The organism is Halobacillus sp. ABH2_015, from assembly GCF_056158945.1.
Window position 1 is genome coordinate 683,714 of record NZ_JBSWUG010000002.1, and the last position, 19,347, is coordinate 703,060.

Sequence of the window (19,347 nt, forward strand, 5' to 3'; positions counted from 1 at the left end):
ACTTTTGAACAACTGGGTATGTCCCGGGAAATGATTGATCGATTGAAGAAACAGGGAATTACCGTACCCACTCCTATTCAGGAGCAGGCGGTCCCTGTAATCATGGACGGACAGGATGTCATGGGACAGGCGCAGACAGGCACGGGAAAAACGTTTGCTTTTACTGTTCCGATATTAGAAAGGATTGATCCTTCCAAGCCTCACGTGCAGGCGCTGATCATATCACCGACAAGGGAATTGGCGCTGCAGATTACGGAGGAGACGAAGCGCCTTGCCCCGGAGGGGATCCATGTTCTGCCGGTTTATGGCGGGCAGGATACGATCAAACAGCTGCATAAGCTGGAAGGGACGGTTCATATAATTGTAGCGACTCCCGGCCGGCTGCTTGATCATCTGCGCCGGGAAACCGTCGATCTTACCCAGGTGGAGTACCTTGTCATTGATGAAGCGGATCAAATGCTGGAAGCCGGGTTTTATCCAGATGTGATGGACATCCTCGATCAAACGAATCCGGATAGACAGTCCATGCTGTTTTCTGCCACCCTGCCGTCCTCGGTGAAGAAACTCGGACGGGAAATGCTCCGGGAGCCTAGAACCATTCACGTAAAGCCCGAGAAAGAGACGATCGGCCACATTAAACAGCTGCTGTATCAAACGACAGACAGAGCCAAACAGGATGCCCTGATGACAATTATGCACGAGCACCGGCCATTTCTTGCTGTCATTTTCTGCCGGACCAAACGCCGGGCGAAGAAGTTGAATGATGCGCTGCTTGCCAAAGGATTCCTCAGCGATGAACTTCATGGTGATCTTACCCAGGCCAAACGGCAGAAAGTCATGAAAAGGTTCCGTGAAGCGGATATCCAATATTTAGTGGCTACCGATGTAGCAGCCCGGGGATTGGATGTAGAAGGAGTCACTCATGTCTTCAACTACGACATTCCCCAGGATGCGGACAGCTACATCCACCGCATCGGCCGTACAGGAAGAGCGGGCGGCAAAGGCCTCGCCATCACCTTCGCTTCGCCGAAGGATAAGCAGATGCTGAATATTATAGAAAAACAAACCAAACAAAAACTCGAACGTCGTACACTCGATACACTATCCCCGGGCAAAAGAGAGAAAGAATAAAGCGAAGGATGCTGAAAGGCATCCTTCGCTTTTTTTCATACCGTGCCACCCCATTTTTTCAGGAAGGTTGGCACGGCAGTGAATGAAGTAAACCGGTGGATGGATAAGCAGATGCTGAAAAATGGGTCATAGACCTATACCGTTGTAGAATCTTCAGAAATATGATACATTAATAATGTAATTCCGAGTAAACGCATTGGGATTATAAATTATGGGGAGAGATGAAGCGATGGGAATGGAATTCGTCGACCTATTCAACCAATGGGCGAGTTCATATGATGATACAGTAGCAGGAAAAGATCCAGAATATAGAGAAGTCTTCGACGGTTATGAGGAAATGCTGGAGCGCTTAGCCAAGCTCTCATTATCTCCCGTATTGGAGTTCGGAGTAGGAACGGCCAACCTTACAAGAAAAATGGTCGATCAGAACAAAGTGGTGCTGGGCGTTGAGCCTTCTTCGGAAATGCGGAGAATTGCCAAAGTGAAATGTCCTGAAGCAGCAATATACGAAGGGAATTTCCTTGAATACCCTATGCTTCAGTCACCAATCCGTTCCATTGTCAGCTCGTTTGCTTTTCATCACCTGACTAGTTCAGAGAAGAAAGCAGCCATTGTCGACTTTCATCAGCGTCTCGAAGAAGATGGCCAGGTGATTTTTATTGATACCCTGTTTAAGGATAAAGGTCATAAGAACACGTTGATCAAGGAAGCCGAGCAGGCGGGATTCTTGAATTTAGCACAGGATTTGCAGGAAGAATACTACCCTTATCTAGAAGAGATAAAAGAGATGTTTGTAGAAGCTGGATTTGAGGTATCGTTTGAACAAATTAACAAATATGCCTGGCTTATCCAGGCGGGAAAAGGAGTATGATCTTATGCCTATGAACGTAGAGAGCTTTAACCTTGACCATACGAAAGTCAAAGCGCCTTATGTACGCCTTGTTGGTGTGACCGAAGGGGAAAAGGGAGATAAGATCTATAAATATGATCTGCGTATCAAGCAGCCGAACCAGGAACACATGAATATGCCTGCACTTCATTCTCTTGAACATCTGATGGCAGAGAACAGCCGGAACCACCATGACCGTATCGTCGATATCGGACCGATGGGATGCCAGACAGGTTTTTATATTGCAGTACTGAATGATGACAGCTACGAAAATATCCTGAATGTGATCGAAAAAACGCTTCAGGATGTATTGGAAGCGGAAGAAGTGCCGGCCTGCAACGAAGTGCAGTGCGGTTTTGCAGCCAGCCACAGCCTGGAAGGTGCACAGGAGCTTGCCCGCGAGCTTCTGAATAAGCGTGACGAATGGACGGAAGTTTTTTAAAAAACGGGAGATGAGAATGCGATGGGGTACGTGAAGAATATCCAATCTTTGATTGGGCAGACACCTATGATTGAACTCACTCATTCAGCGATCCCGAATCAAGCCCGTATATTTGCCAAGCTTGAATTCATGAACCCAGGCGGTAGTATCAAAGACCGCCTGGGTTTAAAACTGATTGAGGATGCTTTAGCACGTGACCTGCTGAAGCCTGGCGGGACAATTGTGGAACCGACCGCGGGCAATACAGGGATCGGCGTCGCTCTTGCTGCTATTGGAAAAGGGTTCCGGGTGATTTTTGTGACACCTGAGAAATTCAGTGTTGAAAAACAGACGCTGATGAGAGCCCTTGGAGCAGAAGTGATCAACACGCCGACGGACCAGGGAATGAGAGGCGCGATTGATAAAGCGGAGGAGCTGTGTAAACAGATTCCGGACGCCTTCAGCCCTCAACAGTTTAACAATCAGGCTAACCCGGATACTTATTATGAATCCATTGGTCCGGAAATTTATGCTGATCTTGAGGGAGACATCGATGTTTTCGTAGCAGGAGCTGGTACAGGAGGGACCTTTATGGGGACAGCACGGTACTTGAAAGAACAGAATCCTGCTGTCAAGACGGTCATCGTTGAACCGGAGGGATCGATTCTGAATGGTGGAGAAGCCGGATCGCATCGTACGGAAGGCATCGGTATGGAATTTCTACCTTTTTATATGGATACAGATTATTTTGATGCCATTCACACGATTGCCGATGAAGATGCCTTTGCCCGTGTGAGAGAACTGGCACTCAAGGAGGGGCTGCTTGTGGCGAGTTCTTCCGGAGCAGTGTTTGAAGCCGCCCTCCGGGAAGCGGAGCAGGCAGAACCCGGGGCCCGGATTGTAACTATTTTTCCCGACAGCAGTGAACGGTATTTAAGCCAAGGAATATACGAGGAGTGAAAGCATGAGGAAAAAAACGCAGTTGATTCACGGTGGTATTACAGGAGATGAAAAAACAGGAGCGGTCAGTGTGCCGATTTATCAGGTCAGCACGTATGCTCAGGATGGCGTGGGTCAGCACCGCGGATATGAATATTCGCGGACAGGCAACCCGACCCGTTTTGCCCTGGAAGAACTGATTAAAGATCTGGAAGGCGGGCACCGCGGGTTTGCCTTCGGTTCTGGGATGGCCGCCATTACGGCGGTCCTGATGACTTTCAACCACGGAGATCACATCATTTTTACCGACGATGTGTACGGCGGTACGTACCGTCTCGTGTCCAAAGTGATCAACCGTTTCGGCCTGGAAGCGAGTTTTGTAGACACGAGTGATACGGCGAATATCGAAGCGGCAGTCACGGATCGTACGAAAGCGGTCTACGTCGAAACGCCGACCAATCCACTGCTGAAAATTACCGACCTTGATCAAACGGCAGAGCTGGCGAAAAAGCATGACTTAACGTTTATCGTGGATAACACCTTCAGTACACCATACTGGCAGAATCCACTGGAGCACGGTGCGGACATCGTCCTGCACAGTGCGACGAAATATTTAGGCGGACATAGTGATGTTGTCGCCGGGCTTGTCGTTGTGAATTCAGAACAGCTCGCGGAAGATGTTCATTTTGTGTTGAATTCTTCAGGTGGAATCCTCGGACCTCAAGATTCGTGGCTGTTAATGAGAGGAATCAAGACGCTCGGTATCCGCATGGAAGAAATTGAAGAGAACACCCGGCAGTTCGTCGAGTTTCTTCAGGAACTTCCGGAAGTCACGGACATTTACTACCCAGGCCTTTCTTCGCATAATGGTCATGATGTACACACGAAACAGGCAGGCGGAAACGGTGGTATGATCAGTTTTGACGTCGGCACCGCTGAAAAAGCCGACAAGGTGCTCCGCCATGTGAACTATTTTACGCTGGCGGAAAGTCTAGGAGCTGTGGAAAGTCTCATTTCTGTACCTGCCCAAATGACTCACGCGTCCATCCCTGAAGACCGACGGACAGAGCTTGGCATTACGGAGGGGCTTGTCCGCGTGTCCATCGGGTTGGAAGATATTGAAGATTTGAAGGAAGATTTCCTCCAAGCCTTAAGAAAATAACCAGAAAAAGGGGAGTGCTCTTGTTAGAGCACTCCCTCAGTCTGTAGAAAAAGTTCGTCCTATCCAGTTAGAGTTGTCCGCATGTCGTGTTGAGAGGGTACGTTCCGCTTATCGGCGGATGCTTGCCGCGGGCACGGCCTCAGCTAACTTGGTCAAGAAAACATTGGACCAAGTGGATCTTCGGCTCGCGCTGTTCCCGCAGGCGTCCCCACCGAACGCTCCACGAGTCGATGCCTGTGGGAAAACAGCTTTACGCTAGGATGGATGTCCGCTCCTTTAGAGTCGCTGGACAGAAGGTTTTACTCAAAGCTGAGGGAGTGCTCTTGTTAGAGCACTCCCTTTTTGTATAGGAAAAGAAGGGAGTGTCAAACTAACAGGGACTACCAATCAGGAGTGGAATGACATGGATTATATTCAATATAAAAAGCAGTTGGAAGATCGAAAGAGGGAATTGGAACAACAGACGATGGACGATGACCAGTATGGCCTGAAGCGGGGATTTGCGAGTGATATGGCCTCGGGTGAATTGTCGCAGTACGACAATCATCCCGCGGATTCAGGGACAGAGCTGTATGAAAGGGAAAAGGATATGGCCCTGCTTGCTCATGTTAAAGAAGAATTACAGGACATTGAATATTCGCTTCAGCAGATAAAAGACGGCACGTACGGCATTTGTGAAGTGACGGGCCGGCAGATTCCTGCGGAGCGATTGGAAGCTCTCCCGACAGCGCGGACGATTGCAAATGCATCACCGAATGAGGAGGTTCCCTCTGACCCTCCGGTCGAACAGGATGTGTTGACTCATCTTGAGAATGCCTATGGAAGAGACTCGGATGATCCTGAATATAATGAACAGAATGCTTATGAGCAGGTGGCTTCCTTCAATCAAAGCAGCATGACCTATGATGATTCATCCCTTATGGACAATCAGGACGGTGTCGGCTATGCAGAAGAATTCGAGTCGTTTGTTTCCACGGATATGAATGGCTATACAGGAGCGGAGGGTGTCTCCTTCCAAAGAAATGAGCATTATGATAAATATATGGATGAAATGGATGAAAGAGAAGAGGAGCAGTAAACTCTAAAGGCCCGGGAGTATCCCGGGCCTAAGGCTGTAGAAAAATCCGTGTTATCCAGTTAGAGTTGTCCTGTCGTGATGAGGGGGCACGTTCCGCTTATTGGTGGATGCTTGCCGCGGGCACGGCCTCAGCTAACTTGGTCAAGAAAACCATTGGACCAAGTGGATCTTCGGCACGCACTGTTCCCGCAGGCGTCACCACCGAACGCTCCTCGTGCCGATGCCTGTGTGGAAACAGTTTTACCCTATGATAAAAGAGAACGTTGAGCATAGCTCCTTCGCCGTTTCAAAAGAACAGTACAGGCTGCGTTACGGCCGCCTGCGTTGGAAAAATTCTACCCGTGACCAAGAATTGATGCCCGCCCTTTGCAGTTATTAGAAAAAAGGTTTCTCTACAAGCTTAGGCCCGGGAGTATCCCGGGCCTTCTGTTGATTAATAACCGACTTCAACGGCTGCGTTTACGATGTACATCAAATCATTTTTGTCTTCTTTTTCTTCAAGGAAAATGCCGCTGGTTGTAAGCATTCCACCTTCCATGACGGTGATGGTCACTTCGCCGAAAGGAATGGCTTTTTTTACTTCCTCATGATCCAGCTGATCGAAATCGCAGGGAACGGCCAGTTTGACGTTGATTTTCATATTGTCCAGAGATTGTTCTGGAAGAACGGTCCGTATGCCGGGCATGGAATTGGTGTGGATGGCATTCTTGATTGCTCGGACGGCTGCCTTTGTCACGTTCTGTCCATGTACATCTGTTCCCATTCCAGTTTGTATAAACATAAGTTGATCCATTCTTATTTCCCACCTTTCTTCTTGTATGGTATCACAGGTTCCAGACGCTCTGGAAAGGATATGGATAAAGACCAGCGGATAAAAATTTCTGTCCTGTCCATTAGTTTCGCCTATTTAGGTCAAACTAATGGTACAGGAGGGATGGACAGTGAAGCGATTATGGGTAATGGCTTTGATGATGACCCTGATCACATCAGAAGCTGTTTCAGCGGAAAGTATATATAAAATCATGCACAAAGATAAAGTGGCGGAGGATTGGGAGGTACATGCCGACTATCCTTTGTTTACGAATTTGGAAAATGAAGAACTGCAGAACATCGTCAATCACAGGATTGTTCAAAAGCTGGAGCATACGGCCGGGCGGGTGCAGAAGGGGGCAGCCGATTTCAGCGGAGTTCCCTATTTGTATTATGAGGAGTCCGCCGTTTACCAGGAAAAGCATTTCTATTCTGTTGTCATGATTTCCCACATATCAAGGGGGGACCGTTACAATTCAACGGTCACATCGGTGAATTTTGAAGACAGGACAGGCGGGGAAGTGAAGAAGCTGCAGGATCTCTTTGATATGGCCAAATTGAATAAGGAAGTGAAAAAAATATTGGATGCTGATCCGGATCTTCGTGCTGAACAGCCATTTGCGGGTGTCCGCGAGAACACAGCTTTTTACATGAAGGATGATCACCTGGTGCTTGTATTCAATAAATTTGAAGTAGCGGCGGGGGTTCACGGCACACCAGAAGTGCCCGTTCCAATGAAAGGTCTTCTGAAAACAGAAATCAATGCCCCGCAGGTTCCCATCCCATCGGTTACATGATTTGTGCACATCATCCACAGCGGTGATGTGGTTTTTGTACACAGGAATTACTGTGAGAAAGTTGCGTTTTCGCTGATTATTCAGAAAGTTATTCACATTGTGCACAACACTGTGGATTGTTTTCTCCACAAAAAAGAAGCATAAGCGCTCTGCTTATGCTTCCATCATTTCCTCATTATTCTGCTCACCATAATAGTGGAATAAATACTGGTCTTTCGTAATGACGTACAGGTCATACACGTCCTCGTTACGGTTGATCCATTCGTAGACGTCCGGGTAATCCTCGTTGGCAGAGGATACATACGGAATTTTGAGTGCGGCTTTCATGGAACGGACATTGGTACGGCGGATTTTCATAAAGACCGCCTGAACATCCAGCTGGAAGAACAACTCTTCAAAAAACGCTTCCTTGGCAGGCTTGTTGTATCCCATACCGAAATACGGGCGGCCGATCCAAGTGGCCAAAAATCCTCTTCCTTCTTGTATATCAAAAAGATTGATCGTTCCGATTGGCTGGGCCCACTCATCCAGGATCGTACGTGAAACCAATTCACCCCGATCTTCTGCTTCTATGGTCTGCTTTGTCAAAAAGTAAAACTCATCACTTGATGAAGCTTTATGGCGGACATATGGAAAAACTTCAGGGTGACTCATCAAATCAAACAAAACCGGGGCGTCATGCAGCTCACGCTTTTTCAGCATAAAAAATCCCTCCTTGGATGAGGGGGGGGTTCGTATGCATAGGAAAGAACCATTCCTGGCTGGTTCGAACCCCCCTCGAATTTTTATCAATTGCTCACAAAAATCCGGGGTGGGAATCGAACCCACTAGAACCAGTACAGCTACTGGTGGCGCACCATTTGCCTTCCCTAAAACAGAAACTTATAAAGAATCATCTAAACTTATAATAATCCAAAACCGTAAAAAAGTGAATAAAATAATTGTAAAGTTGCGATGAAATTTTTTCCTTGTTCCGTCACCTTCCCGCCGTTATGTAAAACATAAAAAAGGCACCCTTATCGTGAAGGCTGGGTGCCTTTTAAACGTCCTCTACTTCTGTCAGTACAGTAAAGACAACGAGACGCTCGGAGTAGGTAGAGGCTTCCTGGTTGTACGATCCTGTACAGGTAATTAAGTTTAACCTCTGTTCGCTGGAAGGACCGAAAAGTTCACGGATGGGTGAATCTTGAAAAGGATAGGACGCTGTTTTTTCCACTGTGAACGTTAGGCGGGTTCCTTCATCATCGTAAAGATAAATCTCATCGCCCTCTGACAGTTCTTTTAAATCATAAAATACCGCGGGGCCGCTTCTCCCGTCTACATGACCGGCAATGACGGAATTCCCCTGATTCCCTGGTTTTGTCCCAGGCTCAAACCATCCGGTGTCCGTCAAGTTAGCAGGGACCGCCATTCCACCTTCATCGGTATACCCGAGAGACTGGATAGGGGCGTCGACGTCGATGGCGGGGATTTCCAACCGATTCGGTACGATGCCCTCCTGTTTGTCAGGAGATACGGTGGCGGCAGGTGTGTAATTCTGCTGGATCGGCTCGTTTTCAAGGGCGTCTCTGGTTTCTTTTTCTCCTGCATGTGTTTCTTTCATAAACTCATCCTGGCTGGAGGTAAAAAGAACCCCGGCCTCTTTCAATGGTTCTTCGCTAAGCAGGGAATAGCTTGCGAAGAAAACGAAGAGACCGAGGATCACAGGGGTGAAGATTCTTTTCATATTTTACTTACGCTTCAGATTTTCTGCGTGTAAGGAATACACCAGCACCTGCTGCTGCCAGACCCAGGATACCGGCATATAGAAGGGCATTGGAAGTTTGACTTGTTCCACCAAAACCAGTTTCAGGCATATCAGAAGGCATCGCGGATGAATCTTGAAGAAGGATTACTTCAGGATTATCAGCGGTCCCTACAGCGAATGCACTATAGACGTTCCCTGCTTCCAGAGCTGTTCCGGAAAGGTCAATCAGCTGTGTCCCATCTGTTGTGCGTACTTCAAGATCATACGTTCCTGCTTCAAGTTCCTTATAATCGGTTACCATCGGGAATTCGGCACCAGAGAAGACAGCGTCTCCATCAATAGGTCCTACATCAACAGCTGGTGCTTCTGGAATGAAGTGTCCAACACGGATTTTAGCCATATCTTCGCTTGCTTCCATGGAATCTTCAAGAGCTTTCAACTGCAGATTCTCCAGGTTATCAACAGCTGCTGCGGTATAAGCTTTACCAGCTTCTACCGTAACATTTGTAGAAATGACAGGATCCTGTTCACCTTTTGTACCGGCTGCATAAATTTCAACGGTATGTTCTCCTGCAGGAACTTTCATATAGTCGGTAGCTGCTTTGAACTCAGCACCTTCCACAGCGGCTTCATCATTTAAGTATACGTCAACCGCAGGCGCATCAGGTGAAGCATGGACGACACGGAGCATAGCTTCCTCGTGATGATCTGCGAAAACAGCCGGGGCGAACATTCCAAAAATCAAAACAACAGCAGCAAGACTTGATAACAACTTTTTCATTCATTCCACTCCCTTGATTTTTTATATTGATTGCCGGAGAGGCAAAAAATATCGAATTCATACAACGTTGTGTAACACTTGTACAAGTTTTGTTACAGTCTACCTATTGCCGTAAAGTTTGAATTCGAAACATTATATTTGTAATGAATGTGCAAAAAAAGCACCGGGATGAATCGGTGCCATTTTTACTGCCTTGCTATGGATGGATGTTATGCGTTATCCGCTGTGATCCCCGGCGATAGTGAAGTCATCTTTACCATCGAGCACCTCATCGACATAATTTCTTCCCCAGGCGTACATCGCTTCTAAGATCGGAAGCAGGCTTTCCCCGTGTTTGGTCAGCGAATATTCCACTTTGGGGGGAACAACCGGGTACACTTCCCGGTGAATGATATCGTGGGCTTCAAGTTCACGCAGCTGGTTCACGAGCATCCGCTGGGTAATCCCCGGCATAAGGGTCTTCAGTTCTCCGAAGCGTTTCGTTCCTTCTTTTCCTAAATGCCAGAGAATCAGCATTTTCCACTTTCCACCTATAATGGCTAAAGTTAATTCTTTTTCACAGTTGAATGATCGTTCTCCCAAATTCGGCATCGTGCTCTTCCTTTCTATATAAAAGTCGAGGGGGCAGTATACTTTTTTTCACTACGTGAGAAAAAAATGCGTACTTTTTTTATTTCACTAGGCTGAGTATACTAATCCCTGTGCCACAGCGTAAAGTTTTTAACCTGGGGCTTATCCAAACTCAAAGAAGAAGGAGTCGAAGATAAATGAAATTACAACTTGCTTTAGACCTTGTAGATATTAACGGTGCCATTGAAGTGGTGAAGGAAGTGGAGAACCATGTCGATGTGGTGGAAATCGGAACGCCGGTCGTCATCAATGAAGGATTGAAGGCGGTTAGAGAAGTGAAGAAAGCCTTCCCGGATATGACGGTTCTTGCTGATCTTAAAATTATGGATGCTGCCGGTTACGAAGTCAGCCAAGCGTCTGCTTCAGGAGCAGACATCGTTACCATTCTGGGAGCTGCTGAAGATGAATCCATCAAAGGTGCCGTCGAGGAAGCGAAGAATCAGGGCAAAGAGATTCTTGCCGACATGATCGCTGTTCAGGATATTGAAACACGTGCCGGAGAACTGGACCAGCTCGGTGTGGATTACATTTGTGTGCACACGGGTTATGATCTCCAAGCCGTTGGAAAAGATTCTTTTGCAGACCTTGCCGCAATTAAGAAAGTAGTCAAGAACGCGAAGACGGCTATTGCGGGCGGCATCAAGCTCGAAACCCTTCCAGAAGTGATCAGCCACAAGCCTGATTTAATCATTGTCGGCGGAGGAATTACTGGTCAGGAAGATCAAGCATCAGCTGCCAAGCAAATCAAAGAGCTGATCACCCAGGGCTGAGTCATCTTATGAATGCACAAGCGTATATGAAAAAGATTGTCGCTGAACTCGAAGAAAGTGTTTCTTACATTTCTAAAGAAGAAACAGAAGCACTGATTACCCAGATGCTTCAGTCCAGGAGAATTTTCGTTGCGGGCGCCGGCCGGTCCGGGTTAATGGGAAAATCTTTTGTCATGCGTCTCATGCATATAGGACTGGACGCTTATGCGGTAGGTGAGACCGTCACAGCTGGATTGGAAGAAGGGGACCTTTTGATTATCGGGACAGGCTCTGGAGAAACCGTTTCGCTTGCGGCTGTTGCAGAAAAGGCAAAGCGTTTAGGTGGAAAAGTGGCGGCTGTTACGATCAAGCCTGATTCTACAATCGGAAAAACAGCGGATCTAACGGTTCAAATGCCGGGGGCACCCAAAGACCGTGGTCAGGAAGAGTTCCGCACGATACAGCCGATGGGATCTTTATTTGAACAAACCATGCTTGTCTTATATGATGCTTTGATTTTAGGTCTGATGGAGAAAAAAGGACTGGATTCAGAGACGATGTACGGAAAGCATGCCAATCTTGAATGAATGAAAACAAGCCTCCACCCGCTTATGGTGGAGGCTTGTTTTGTTATTCCTGATAGTAAACCATTTTCCCATCAATCATTGTCCATATCGGTTTGGAGAGATACTCGAAAGGGTGGCCGCTCCATAGGACAAGGTCGGCATCTTTGCCTTTTTCGATAGATCCGACACGGTCATCCACGCCAAGGTTTTTCGCTGGAGTAATGGTAATGCCGCGGAGGGCATCCTCAATTTCCATTCCTTCTCTGGCCGCCAGGGCTGCACAGATGTTTAAGTATTGGATAGGGGTGTAGGGATGATCGGTCGTAATCGATACTTTAATGCCGTAGTCATGCAGAATTTTATACGTCTGCCACGTTTTATTGCGCAGTTCAATTTTAGACGCCCTTGTAAAGGTGGGGCCGACAGATACCTGAAGATCACGGCCGGCCAGCTCGTCTGCAATCAGGTGCCCTTCTGTACAGTGTTCGATTCTTAAATCGAGATCGAACTCATCTGCAAACCGGAGCGCTGTAACAATGTCATCCGCTCTGTGTGCGTGGATCCGGACAGGGATTTCCTTATTGAGCGCTTTGAGTATCGGCTGGACACGGAGGCCGGGGTCGGGATCTTTCATGGCAGCATAGAACGTTTCCCGAAGCGTCCCCATAATTCCAAGACGCGTAATGGACGCATTTTTGGACTGGGAGTGAATGCGTTTCGGGTTTTCACCGAGAGCCAGCTTCAGTCCGGCCGTCTGCCGTAGAATCATTTGGTTGATCGTATGGCCAACGGTCTTGATAACCGACGTCATTCCGCCGATCATGTTGGCGCTCCCCGGCATAATGTGGGCAGTCGTGACACCCGCTTTGCGCGCATTGAAGAAGGCAGGATCCAGCGGATGAGCGCCGTCGATAGCTCTTAAGTGTGGAGTAATGGCTTCGATCGTTTCGTTGGCATCACTGCCTGCCCAGCCTGTACCTTCATCATATAATCCGAGGTGGGTGTGGACGTCAATAAAGCCGGGATACAAGTCCATGCCTTTTCCATCAATGCATTCCGCTTGTTCAGGAATTTGAAGGTCCGCTCCATAATCCTGAATTTTTCCGTCGACAACGTGGACAGAGCCATTCGGAATAGAAGGGGAGGTGATCGGGTGAATATGGACATTCTTAATGACAGTCATCATAAACATACAGCCTTTCCAATAGTTATACTTTTATTATACGGTTATTCTGTCCTGTTGGCTCTAAAAAAAGGAACAAAGTCCGGGACTTTGTTCCTTTTTTTGCTAGTTTTCCAGAATAGAGGCAAGAGCCGGCTCTAGTTCGGGATACTTGAATCTGTACCCTTCGCGGAGCGCTTTTTTCGGAATGACGGCCTGACCATCGAGCAAGAGGGTGCTCATATCTCCAAGCGCCGCCTTCAATGCGAAGGCCGGAGCCGGGAGCCAGTGCGGCCGGTTGAGAACATCCCCCAATGTCTGTCCGAAATCTTTGTTTCGCTTCGGATTGGGAGCTGTTCCATTCAACGGCCCCTCCAGGTCAGGGTGAATGAGGGCAAATTGAATGAGGCCGACAACGTCCTGGACGTGGATCCAGGACATCCACTGCTCGCCGGAGCCAAGGTTTCCACCGACCATCATTTTGTAAGGCAGGACCATTTTAGGAAGGGCGCCTTCCTCACCTAAGATAATTCCGAAGCGCACATAAACGGTCCGCACCCCTTTTTCCCTGGCTTTAGCCGCTCTTTCCTCCCATTCCACGACGACACTCGCAAGAAAATCGTTCCCTGCTTTTGTCGTTTCTTCCGTAAACGTTTTCGTTTTGGATTGTCCATAAAATCCGACAGCTGATGCGTTGACGAGTACATCCGGCTTTTCAGGAAGGGCATCAATCAAGTCAAGCACGCCCTCAGTGGCTTCGATCCGGCTCTTAAGGATGGACTGTTTCTTTTCCTCTGTCCACCGTCCGCTGTTCAACGATTCACCGGCCAGGTTTACAATGGCGTCCAGCACAGGCAGTTTCTTTTCCGGGTTGAAGGATTCCTTCAACCATCCAACATAAGTGACCTGATCTGTGTTTTGGTGCTTTTCGGGACTCCGGGTCAGTATGTAGATGTCATGACCTTCCTCTTGTAACGATTGTACGAGTTTCTGTCCTACAAATCCTGTTCCACCAGTTACGGCAATTTTCATTTCTATTCCTCCTGTTCTATGGATAGGCTGTCCCCGGTCCTTTATCATGTATATAAGGTGGAGTCGTGGTAAAATAAACGCATTGGGGTGAAGCGAATGGCTAAACTGACAAAAATTACAACGCAGAAAAAAAATAAGGCACGGTACAATATTTTTCTGGATAAAGGCCAGGGAGAAGAATACGGATTCAGTGTTGATGAAGATGTCCTCATCAAGCACAACCTCCAGAAAAATATGGAGCTTGATGATGCCGCGGTCCAGGCACTGATTCAGAGTGATAACCTGCATAAATCCTATACCCTTGCCATCAATTATTTAAGCTATCGAATGCGGTCGGAAAAGGAAATCCGTGATTATTTGACGGACAAGGAAACCGATCAGGAGCAGATTGATGAAATCATCCAGCGGTTACAAAACGAGCGGCTGCTGAATGATCAGGAATTCGCCCGTTCCCTTGTCCGGACGAGGGTGACGACTTCCAGTAAAGGGCCGCTCATGGTGAAAAAGGAACTGATTGAAAAAGGGGTCCATGCGCAGACCGCAGCGGATGCGCTTCATCATTATTCTTTCGACGAGCAGATTGAAAAAGCCTTGAAATTTGCGGAAAAGAAAATGAGGAACGATGGCAGGAAGTCTCATAAACAGCAGGTTCAACAGGTGCAGCAGACGCTGATGCAGAAAGGCTTTACAGGAGATGTCATAAAAGAGGTGCTTACACAGCTCCCTGATGAGGAAAATGAGGATGCCGAGTGGCAGGCGGTCGTTCACCAGGGGGAGAAACTGCTCCGGAAGTATTCTTCCAAGGCAGAAGGCTATGAACTGAAGCAGAAGGTGAAAGCAGGCCTGTACCGAAAAGGGTTTGCATTCGATTCCATTGACAGGTTCATGGAGGAATATATCGAAGAAAGCTAGCATGAAAAAAGAACAAGCAGGTGACTTAAACGTCAACTACTTGTTCTTGTTTTCTGAGCAGGCCTTTTTTATCAAGGTCTTCAATGGCTTCGTGAACATGATCGACAACCGTACCGGCTTTCGCTTTCACTTCATCACGTGCTGTCGACATGACGTAGCTGTGTGGTGTCATTTCAAACATGCTTACATCATTAAAGGAATCCCCGACACAGGCGATTTCTTCAGGCGCGAGCCCGAGTCCTTCGATCAACTTTTTCAAACCACTCTGCTTATTGATGTTTTTAGGCATCATATCCACGCAGGTTTCATGGGAGATGAAGCTGTCGATTTCTTCGCCGAAGGCGCCTGCGACTTTATCAGCAGCCTTGATGACATCGGCTTCCTGTCCGTGCAGGGTAATCTTGGACGGGGTCACTTTTGTACCGATCAGCTCATTCAGCTCCGGCTTAACGATGATGTCATGGAACATCTGCTCGGAAATGAGGTCGATCCAGTGGCTGTGCTCCTTCGTAAAGGTTTCATCAGCTGTCGATACGGTTTTAACCATCGGTTCGGCGTCAATTTCACTGACAATCCGGCGGGCAAGCTCAGGGTCGAACGTCTTTGCGAGGACCGGCTTGTTCTGATCGTCAAACACGAAAGCGCCGTTCTGGCTGACGCGGTGGCCGTTGACGCCTACACGTTTCAGCACCTCGCTGATTTCATGGTCCATCCGTCCGGATGCTACGGCAAGCGGAGTCCCGTAGTCGATCATTTTTTTTAAGGCATCTACATCTTCATTCTTTATATAATGGTCCTGACCGAGCAGGGTGCCATCAAGGTCTGTCACAAACAATTTGATCATGGAAATGCTCCTTCCTTTGGCATTTATCAAGTACCTTCATGATTGTACACGACGTAATCGCTTACACACAAAGGAGAATACCTGCCCGTAGTTTAACCTCTTGTAAAAAATACAAATCAACTATAGGATAGAAGTTATGAGATGACTGAAAACGCTTTTAGTGTGATGTTAGTGGGGGACCGTTATGGAACAGCAATTAACAATAAAAAAAGTATTGAATAATAACGTCATCATTGCTGCCCACCCGTCCTACGAGGAAGTGGTGCTGATCGGAAAAGGGATCGGTTTTAACAAGTCCACAGGGGAGGACGTCTCCTTCGATAAAGCCGACAAAACCTTTCTATTGAGCAATGAACAGGAAAAGGAACAGTATGTCAATCTGCTGCCTTACATTGATGAAGCGCTGATCGATTTTATGAATGATATTCTGCATCATATTGAAGCGAGGATGGGGCAGGAGCTGAACCAGCATATCCACGTGGCTCTGACTGACCACATCGCTTTCGCCATCAACAGGGCGAAAAAGGAAATGCAGTTCACCAATCCTTTCCTGTTCGAAATCGAATCGCTTTACCCGAAGGAATACCAGGTGGCGACAGAAGTGGTGACAATGATCTACGACCAGATGGGCATTCATTTTCCGGAAGGGGAAACCGGTTTTATTGCGCTGCATATTCATAGTGCAGTCACGGATAAGACGCTCCGGGAAATCAACCGGCATAACCAGTTGATCACCCGGCTTGTAGGAATTGTGGAGGAAACCATGGACGTTGAGATCGACAAAAAAAGTGTCGATTATCACCGGCTTGTCCAGCACCTTCACAGAGCAATCGACCGTGTCTACCAGGGGGAATCGGCAGGGGATGAAATTCGTCTTGCTCAGATGTTGAAACAAGAGTACCCGGTATGCTATAATCTTGCTTGGAAGTTGATTAAAGTGATGCAGAAACAGCTGAATAAACCCGTAGATGAATCAGAAGCCGTTTATCTGACGATTCATCTGCAGCGTTTAACCCATAAATCCTAAAACGTACGTGTTACTGACACGATCAGGCATGAGTACATGCAGGGGAAGTGGTTATCATAGGGATAGGTCTATCCTTATGCCACTTTGGCCTGCTGTGCTCATGCCTTTTTTATGTCCATAAACAGATCGGCTTCAAGTCATTATTCCTACATGGTCATGATCTGTTTAAGACTGAAACCGTTTTAGTTTGATTGCTCCGGCATTTCTGCCACAAACAAAAAGGAGGAAATACTTATGTTTAAGAATGCTTTCGGCACACTGCAAAAAGTCGGTAAAGCGTTGATGACCCCTGTGGCCCTGCTGCCTGCAGCCGGTATTCTTCTAGCTTTTGGTACAAGTTTTGCACAGGACAGCTTTGTCGACAAAGTTCCATTCTTCGGTACCGAGTGGGTGCAGACACTGCTCCAGGTGATGGCTGAAGCTGGTGGAATTGTCTTTGCCAACCTGCCGCTTCTTTTCGCTGTAGGTGTTGCCATCGGTCTTGCTAAAGGCGATGGTGTTGCAGGTCTTGCTGCGATTATCGGTTACTTAATTATGAACGTTGTTATGGGCGTGCTCGGTAACGTTGATGCCGACATGGTCTCTGATCCCGCCTATGCGGAAGTCCTCGGTATACCAACGCTCCAGACCGGAGTCTTTGGAGGTATTATCGTCGGTATATTAGCAGCATCGATGTACAACCGGTATTTCAATATAGAACTGCCACAGTTCCTTGGATTCTTTGCCGGTAAACGTTTCGTTCCAATCATCACGGCGTTTACGTCCTTGATTCTAGGTGTGATTATGCTTTGGGTATGGCCGTTTGCACAAGCCGGTCTGAATGCTCTTTCCCAGCTGATGCTTGAAGGAAACCAGACCATCTCTGCTTTCTTCTTCGGCCTGATTGAGCGTTCCATGATTCCATTTGGTCTGCACCACATTTTCTATTCACCATTCTGGTTTGAGTTTGGTTCCTACACCAACGCGGCCGGTGAAATTATCCGTGGTGACCAGACAATTTTCTTCGAACAGCTGAAAGATGGGGTTGATTTTACTGCCGGTACTTTCATGGTCGGTAAATTCCCGTTCATGATGTTCGGTCTTCCCGCGGCAGCGCTTGCCATTTATCACACAGCGAAGCCGGAACGTAAAAAAGTGGTCGGAGGAATCATGGCTTCTGCTGCCCTGACTTCTTTCCTTACAGGGATTACAGAACCGATTGAATTCTCATTCTTGTTCGTAGCACCGATCCTTTTCGCTATTCACGCTGTATTTGCCGGGTTCTCCTTCATGATCATGGAGATCCTCGGGGTGAAAATCGGACAGACCTTCTCCGGTGGTCTGATTGACTTTATTCTCTTTGGTGTCCTTCCCAACCGTACAGACTGGTGGTGGGTCATCATCGTTGGACTTATCTTCTCCGTCATATACTACTTCGGGTTCCGCTGGGCGATCCTTAAGTTCAACCTGGCTACTCCAGGCCGTGAAGACGAAGCAGAAGATGAAGAAGAGGATGGAGAAGTGGGCGACCTGCCATTTGAAATTCTTGAGGCGATGGGCGGTCAGAAAAACATCGACCACCTGGATGCTTGTATCACAAGACTCCGTGTCTCTGTAAACGATAAAAATGATGTCAACAAAAACCGTCTGAAAAAACTAGGTGCTTCCGGGGTCATGGAAGTTGGAAACAACATCCAGGCTATCTTCGGCCCTGTCTCTGATACGCTGCGTGGACAAATGCAGGACATCATTGATGGTAAAACACCACGTTCCAAAGAAGACGTAGCTGAAATTATGAATGAACAGAAACAGGCAGAAGCTCCTGTTGCTGAAGGCGAGCTTTCGTTTGTCAGCCCGCTGAAAGGAAAAATCATGCCGATTACAGAGGTGCCGGATCAGGTGTTCTCTGGTAAAATGATGGGTGACGGCTTTGCCATCGAGCCGGTTGACGGAAAAGTGGTATCACCGATCAATGGTAAAGTGTTGAACGTATTCCCTACAAAACATGCGATCGGCCTTGAAGCTGATAATGGCATGGAAATCCTGCTTCATATCGGAATTGATACAGTAGGATTGAAAGGTGAAGGATTTACAGCTAAAATAGCTGAAGGAGACGAAGTGAAGCAGGGACAGGCGTTAATGGAGGTCGATCTGGACTTCGTTAAGGAAAACGCTCCGTCTATTGTGACACCGATTATCTTTACAAACCTTCAGGAAGGCAAGAGTGTCAGCCTGAAAGCATCTGGTGAAGTGAATCATAACCAGCCGGATATTGTAGAAATCACTGAATAAAAAGGAGAATGTATCATGGCACAACAAACAATGAAAATCACATCTGCGGACGGTGTACACGCACGTCCAGCCACAGCACTTGTACAAGTAGCCGGCCGATTCGAATCTGACGTAAACCTTGAGTACAATGGCAAGTCCGTTAACATGAAATCCATCATGGGCGTCATGTCCCTTGGAATTCCAAACGGCGCTGAAGTCACGTTCTCTGCTGAAGGTGCAGACGAAGAAGAAGCAGTAAACGCTGTTGTTGCAAAAGCAAAAGAAGAAAACCTTGGTGAGTAATTCATAAAAAAGACAGCCTGCCGATCCGGCAGGCTGTCTTTTTATTTTTCAGCTTTGTTAAAATCTGTTGTTGATAGTTTAAACGATTACTAAATCGTCCCCGTCTGGAATTAGAGG

General features: G+C 47.4%; 21 protein-coding genes. 13 read left to right on the forward strand and 8 right to left on the reverse strand.

Annotation, left to right across the window (positions count from 1 at the left end):
• The first annotated feature begins 18 nt into the window (after window positions 1-18).
• From ACXAD6_RS03425 to ACXAD6_RS03450, 6 genes are all read left to right on the forward strand, one after another.
• Window positions 19-1,131, forward strand: coding sequence for a DEAD/DEAH box helicase (locus ACXAD6_RS03425; protein WP_474970357.1), 1,113 nt, complete (start codon window positions 19-21; stop codon window positions 1,129-1,131).
• Between the two features lie 211 nt (window positions 1,132-1,342).
• On the forward strand, window positions 1,343-2,002 hold the full coding sequence (locus ACXAD6_RS03430) for a class I SAM-dependent DNA methyltransferase (RefSeq protein ID WP_474967656.1): 660 nt from the start codon (window positions 1,343-1,345) through the stop codon (window positions 2,000-2,002).
• A gap of 4 nt (window positions 2,003-2,006) precedes the next feature.
• Complete coding sequence (locus ACXAD6_RS03435) at window positions 2,007-2,462, forward strand: S-ribosylhomocysteine lyase (protein ID WP_474967657.1); 456 nt, start codon at window positions 2,007-2,009, stop codon at window positions 2,460-2,462.
• Between the two features lie 21 nt (window positions 2,463-2,483).
• Complete coding sequence (locus ACXAD6_RS03440; protein ID WP_474967658.1) at window positions 2,484-3,401, forward strand: PLP-dependent cysteine synthase family protein; 918 nt, start codon at window positions 2,484-2,486, stop codon at window positions 3,399-3,401.
• A gap of 4 nt (window positions 3,402-3,405) precedes the next feature.
• Window positions 3,406-4,542 (forward strand): bifunctional cystathionine gamma-lyase/homocysteine desulfhydrase, encoded by a 1,137-nt coding sequence (locus tag ACXAD6_RS03445; protein ID WP_474967659.1) that lies wholly within the window; start codon window positions 3,406-3,408, stop codon window positions 4,540-4,542.
• 403 nt (window positions 4,543-4,945) lie between these two features.
• Window positions 4,946-5,620: a TraR/DksA C4-type zinc finger protein gene (locus tag ACXAD6_RS03450; RefSeq protein WP_474967660.1), complete on the forward strand. Its 675-nt coding sequence runs from the start codon at window positions 4,946-4,948 to the stop codon at window positions 5,618-5,620.
• A gap of 433 nt (window positions 5,621-6,053) precedes the next feature.
• Here ACXAD6_RS03450 and ACXAD6_RS03455 read toward each other — a convergent pair whose 3' ends face one another.
• Entirely contained in the window at window positions 6,054-6,413 is a 360-nt protein-coding gene (locus ACXAD6_RS03455; RefSeq protein WP_474967661.1) for a Lin0512 family protein, read from the reverse strand.
• Between the two features lie 148 nt (window positions 6,414-6,561).
• Between ACXAD6_RS03455 and ACXAD6_RS03460 the strand changes: the two genes are divergently transcribed.
• On the forward strand, window positions 6,562-7,227 hold the full coding sequence (locus ACXAD6_RS03460; RefSeq protein ID WP_474967662.1) for an RsiV family protein: 666 nt from the start codon (window positions 6,562-6,564) through the stop codon (window positions 7,225-7,227).
• A 153-nt stretch (window positions 7,228-7,380) separates the two neighbouring features.
• Here the strand turns inward: ACXAD6_RS03460 and ACXAD6_RS03465 are convergent, their stop codons facing one another.
• The 4 genes from ACXAD6_RS03465 to ACXAD6_RS03480 form a co-directional block, all read right to left on the reverse strand.
• Window positions 7,381-7,929 carry a GNAT family N-acetyltransferase gene (locus ACXAD6_RS03465; RefSeq protein WP_206934279.1) on the reverse strand — a complete coding sequence of 183 codons (549 nt, stop codon included), beginning with the start codon at window positions 7,927-7,929 and terminating at the stop codon, window positions 7,381-7,383.
• A gap of 337 nt (window positions 7,930-8,266) precedes the next feature.
• Window positions 8,267-8,953, reverse strand: a complete 687-nt coding sequence (locus tag ACXAD6_RS03470) for a class F sortase (RefSeq protein WP_474967663.1) — start codon at window positions 8,951-8,953, stop codon at window positions 8,267-8,269.
• 7 nt (window positions 8,954-8,960) lie between these two features.
• Window positions 8,961-9,755: a DUF4397 domain-containing protein gene (locus ACXAD6_RS03475; RefSeq protein ID WP_474967664.1), complete on the reverse strand. Its 795-nt coding sequence runs from the start codon at window positions 9,753-9,755 to the stop codon at window positions 8,961-8,963.
• A gap of 216 nt (window positions 9,756-9,971) precedes the next feature.
• Window positions 9,972-10,346, reverse strand: coding sequence for a winged helix-turn-helix transcriptional regulator (locus ACXAD6_RS03480; RefSeq protein ID WP_027956076.1), 375 nt, complete (start codon window positions 10,344-10,346; stop codon window positions 9,972-9,974).
• A 176-nt stretch (window positions 10,347-10,522) separates the two neighbouring features.
• On the opposite strand from ACXAD6_RS03480, the gene hxlA reads away from it, so the two are divergent.
• Both hxlA and hxlB read left to right on the forward strand, forming a co-directional pair.
• On the forward strand, window positions 10,523-11,155 hold the full coding sequence (hxlA, locus tag ACXAD6_RS03485) for a 3-hexulose-6-phosphate synthase (RefSeq protein WP_474967665.1): 633 nt from the start codon (window positions 10,523-10,525) through the stop codon (window positions 11,153-11,155).
• Between the two features lie 8 nt (window positions 11,156-11,163).
• A complete protein-coding gene (hxlB, locus tag ACXAD6_RS03490) occupies window positions 11,164-11,721 on the forward strand; it encodes a 6-phospho-3-hexuloisomerase (RefSeq protein WP_474967666.1) in 558 nt (185 codons plus the stop codon).
• Window positions 11,722-11,764: 43 nt separating this feature from the next.
• Here hxlB and ACXAD6_RS03495 read toward each other — a convergent pair whose 3' ends face one another.
• Together ACXAD6_RS03495 and ACXAD6_RS03500 are read right to left on the reverse strand one after the other, a co-directional pair.
• The gene (locus ACXAD6_RS03495) at window positions 11,765-12,886 is read right to left on the reverse strand and encodes an amidohydrolase (protein WP_474967667.1); all 1,122 of its coding nucleotides are present in this window, start codon (window positions 12,884-12,886) and stop codon (window positions 11,765-11,767) included.
• A gap of 102 nt (window positions 12,887-12,988) precedes the next feature.
• Window positions 12,989-13,894, reverse strand: a complete 906-nt coding sequence (locus ACXAD6_RS03500) for a TIGR01777 family oxidoreductase (protein ID WP_474967668.1) — start codon at window positions 13,892-13,894, stop codon at window positions 12,989-12,991.
• Between the two features lie 96 nt (window positions 13,895-13,990).
• Between ACXAD6_RS03500 and recX the strand changes: the two genes are divergently transcribed.
• The gene (gene recX, locus ACXAD6_RS03505) at window positions 13,991-14,806 is read left to right on the forward strand and encodes a recombination regulator RecX (RefSeq protein WP_474967669.1); all 816 of its coding nucleotides are present in this window, start codon (window positions 13,991-13,993) and stop codon (window positions 14,804-14,806) included.
• Window positions 14,807-14,831: 25 nt separating this feature from the next.
• Here the strand turns inward: recX and ACXAD6_RS03510 are convergent, their stop codons facing one another.
• Complete coding sequence (locus ACXAD6_RS03510) at window positions 14,832-15,650, reverse strand: HAD family hydrolase (protein WP_474967670.1); 819 nt, start codon at window positions 15,648-15,650, stop codon at window positions 14,832-14,834.
• Between the two features lie 184 nt (window positions 15,651-15,834).
• Here ACXAD6_RS03510 and glcT point away from each other — a divergent pair, with 184 nt between their 5' ends.
• The 3 genes from glcT to ACXAD6_RS03525 all read left to right on the forward strand — a co-directional run bounded on the left by glcT (window position 15,835) and on the right by ACXAD6_RS03525 (window position 19,230).
• Window positions 15,835-16,677 carry a glucose PTS transporter transcription antiterminator GlcT gene (gene glcT / locus ACXAD6_RS03515; protein ID WP_474967671.1) on the forward strand — a complete coding sequence of 281 codons (843 nt, stop codon included), beginning with the start codon at window positions 15,835-15,837 and terminating at the stop codon, window positions 16,675-16,677.
• A gap of 234 nt (window positions 16,678-16,911) precedes the next feature.
• Window positions 16,912-18,948, forward strand: a complete 2,037-nt coding sequence (gene ptsG, locus ACXAD6_RS03520; RefSeq protein ID WP_474967672.1) for a glucose-specific PTS transporter subunit IIBC — start codon at window positions 16,912-16,914, stop codon at window positions 18,946-18,948.
• Window positions 18,949-18,963: 15 nt separating this feature from the next.
• The gene (locus tag ACXAD6_RS03525) at window positions 18,964-19,230 is read left to right on the forward strand and encodes a phosphocarrier protein HPr (RefSeq protein ID WP_474967673.1); all 267 of its coding nucleotides are present in this window, start codon (window positions 18,964-18,966) and stop codon (window positions 19,228-19,230) included.
• Window positions 19,231-19,347 lie beyond the last annotated feature (117 nt).

Coding starts and splice junctions, on each gene's coding strand:
- ACXAD6_RS03425 (WP_474970357.1), top strand. CDS start 19: ATGTCCCGGGAAATGATTGATCGATTGAAGAAACAGGGAATTACCGTA.
- ACXAD6_RS03430 (WP_474967656.1), top strand. CDS start 1,343: ATGGGGAGAGATGAAGCGATGGGAATGGAATTCGTCGACCTATTCAAC.
- ACXAD6_RS03435 (WP_474967657.1), top strand. CDS start 2,007: ATGCCTATGAACGTAGAGAGCTTTAACCTTGACCATACGAAAGTCAAA.
- ACXAD6_RS03440 (WP_474967658.1), top strand. CDS start 2,484: ATGGGGTACGTGAAGAATATCCAATCTTTGATTGGGCAGACACCTATG.
- ACXAD6_RS03445 (WP_474967659.1), top strand. CDS start 3,406: ATGAGGAAAAAAACGCAGTTGATTCACGGTGGTATTACAGGAGATGAA.
- ACXAD6_RS03450 (WP_474967660.1), top strand. CDS start 4,946: ATGGATTATATTCAATATAAAAAGCAGTTGGAAGATCGAAAGAGGGAA.
- ACXAD6_RS03455 (WP_474967661.1), bottom strand. CDS start 6,413: ATGGATCAACTTATGTTTATACAAACTGGAATGGGAACAGATGTACAT.
- ACXAD6_RS03465 (WP_206934279.1), bottom strand. CDS start 7,929: ATGCTGAAAAAGCGTGAGCTGCATGACGCCCCGGTTTTGTTTGATTTG.
- ACXAD6_RS03470 (WP_474967663.1), bottom strand. CDS start 8,953: ATGAAAAGAATCTTCACCCCTGTGATCCTCGGTCTCTTCGTTTTCTTC.
- ACXAD6_RS03475 (WP_474967664.1), bottom strand. CDS start 9,755: ATGAAAAAGTTGTTATCAAGTCTTGCTGCTGTTGTTTTGATTTTTGGA.
- ACXAD6_RS03480 (WP_027956076.1), bottom strand. CDS start 10,346: ATGCCGAATTTGGGAGAACGATCATTCAACTGTGAAAAAGAATTAACT.
- hxlA (WP_474967665.1), top strand. CDS start 10,523: ATGAAATTACAACTTGCTTTAGACCTTGTAGATATTAACGGTGCCATT.
- hxlB (WP_474967666.1), top strand. CDS start 11,164: ATGAATGCACAAGCGTATATGAAAAAGATTGTCGCTGAACTCGAAGAA.
- ACXAD6_RS03495 (WP_474967667.1), bottom strand. CDS start 12,886: ATGATGACTGTCATTAAGAATGTCCATATTCACCCGATCACCTCCCCT.
- ACXAD6_RS03500 (WP_474967668.1), bottom strand. CDS start 13,894: ATGAAAATTGCCGTAACTGGTGGAACAGGATTTGTAGGACAGAAACTC.
- recX (WP_474967669.1), top strand. CDS start 13,991: ATGGCTAAACTGACAAAAATTACAACGCAGAAAAAAAATAAGGCACGG.
- ACXAD6_RS03510 (WP_474967670.1), bottom strand. CDS start 15,650: ATGATCAAATTGTTTGTGACAGACCTTGATGGCACCCTGCTCGGTCAG.
- glcT (WP_474967671.1), top strand. CDS start 15,835: ATGGAACAGCAATTAACAATAAAAAAAGTATTGAATAATAACGTCATC.
- ptsG (WP_474967672.1), top strand. CDS start 16,912: ATGTTTAAGAATGCTTTCGGCACACTGCAAAAAGTCGGTAAAGCGTTG.
- ACXAD6_RS03525 (WP_474967673.1), top strand. CDS start 18,964: ATGGCACAACAAACAATGAAAATCACATCTGCGGACGGTGTACACGCA.